General features: G+C 74.7%; 2 protein-coding genes and 1 pseudogene. All 3 read right to left on the reverse strand.

Annotated elements, in window-relative coordinates:
* Window positions 1-722: siderophore-interacting protein (locus AC2W7M_RS25295; RefSeq protein ID WP_486135846.1), on the reverse strand; the 722-nt coding region annotated here is incomplete at its 3' end.
* Window positions 715-1,236: an iron chelate uptake ABC transporter family permease subunit gene (locus AC2W7M_RS25300; RefSeq protein WP_486135848.1), complete on the reverse strand. Its 522-nt coding sequence runs from the start codon at window positions 1,234-1,236 to the stop codon at window positions 715-717. The genes AC2W7M_RS25300 and AC2W7M_RS25295, both read right to left, overlap by 8 nt.
* Before the next feature lie 56 nt (window positions 1,237-1,292).
* Window positions 1,293-1,373: pseudogene (locus tag AC2W7M_RS25305) on the reverse strand (hypothetical protein); the annotation flags it as partial.
* Window positions 1,374-1,454 lie beyond the last annotated feature (81 nt).

The following is a 1,454-nucleotide window of genomic DNA, read 5'->3' on the forward strand; positions in this document are numbered from 1 at the left end:
CAGGAGATTGAAGGCGCCCGGCGTCGAACCGGTGCGGCGCGCCCGGACCGAGCGAGGCCGACGCGCGGCGCGGCCTGGGCGGTACCGGGCCCCAAATCCGCGCCGGGACCAGCCGAGGCGTCCGGCGCACCGTGGAGAACCACGTCGATGGCGATCTCGCCCCGCGCCCGATCCACCTGGCGCACGGTGTAGACCCGCGGCACCAAAGCATCGGCGCCCTGCGGCCAGATCATCCGCCCCATGGCGTCCGCGTGCGGCCACACCGGCGCGCGATCGGGCGGCGGGATCAGGACCCTCACATGGATCGAGGCCCCCTCGTAATGCGCCGCATCCCCGGCCAGCACGATGCGGCGCACGCCGGGCGTGACATCGAAGGCGCGCGCACCGTGAGTTCGCGGAAGAACGGCAGCGGCCCGCCACCGGCTCCGGCGCCGGTCCAGGCGAAGTCGGGTTCCGCGCCGCCCGCGAGCTGCTGGAGCGCGTCGGCGGCGGCCATCTTGGCGAAGCTCAGCGCGCTCGCGGTGGGGCAGGCGCAGGAGATCACCAGCAGGCCCGGTGCCGCCGAGAGGGGCGAGGCGCCCGAGCCTCGGGCTCTCCACCGTCGCACCGTCCGCGGTGCGGGCCACCTCTGCCTGGTCGGCGAAGCGCGCGGCGAAGGCGGCGACGGCGGCGGTGGGATCGGCGAGCGGGATGCGCGCCTCGGCATGCAGCGGCTCAGCCATGCCCGCCTCTGCGCTGGAGCAGCCAGATCAGGTAGGGCCCGCCCACCAGAGCGGCGAAGAAGCCGACCGGCACCTGATACGGATAGGCCACGGTGCGGCCGAGGAAATCGGCGAGCATCAGCAGCATGGCGCCCATCAGCGCGGACGCGGCCGGAAACAGCCGGCCGCCGGCAAAGCCGAGCAGCCGCGCCAGATGGGGCGCCAGAAGGCCCGCCAGGCTGAGCGGCCCGACGAAGAAGGCTGCGACCGCCGTCATGACAGCGGCAAGCAGTGCCAAGGCGAGACGCACCGCCGCCACCGGCAGTCCCAGGCCGCCGCAGACCGGCGCGCCGAGCGGCAGGATGGCGATCCACCGCCCCAGCAGGGGCAGCGGCGCCAGCAAAAGGAGGGTCGCGAGCGCCAGCAGGACCGCCTCGGGCGGATCCACGCGGTCGGTCGAGCCCGCCATCCAGGTGAGCAGAAGGAAGGTGTTCCACCCCCCGGCGGCGAACACAGCGGCGAGAATGGCAAGCACGTGGCGCCGAGCGCCACGCCTGCCAGCAGCATGCGCTCCGGCCCGAAGCCGGTGCGCGCCGCCACCGCGAGGATGAACGCGATGGCACCGACCGCGCCGATCGCACTCGCGGCCATCTGCGTGCCCCGGTCCGGCATGTCGAACAGGATCAGCGCGGCGGCGATGCCGACCCCCGCGCCGCGCCGACGCGAGCACCTCGGCCGGCCAGGGGTTCGGCC

It is taken from the genome of Xanthobacter sp. BG11Y11_SDJG (assembly GCF_057364445.1).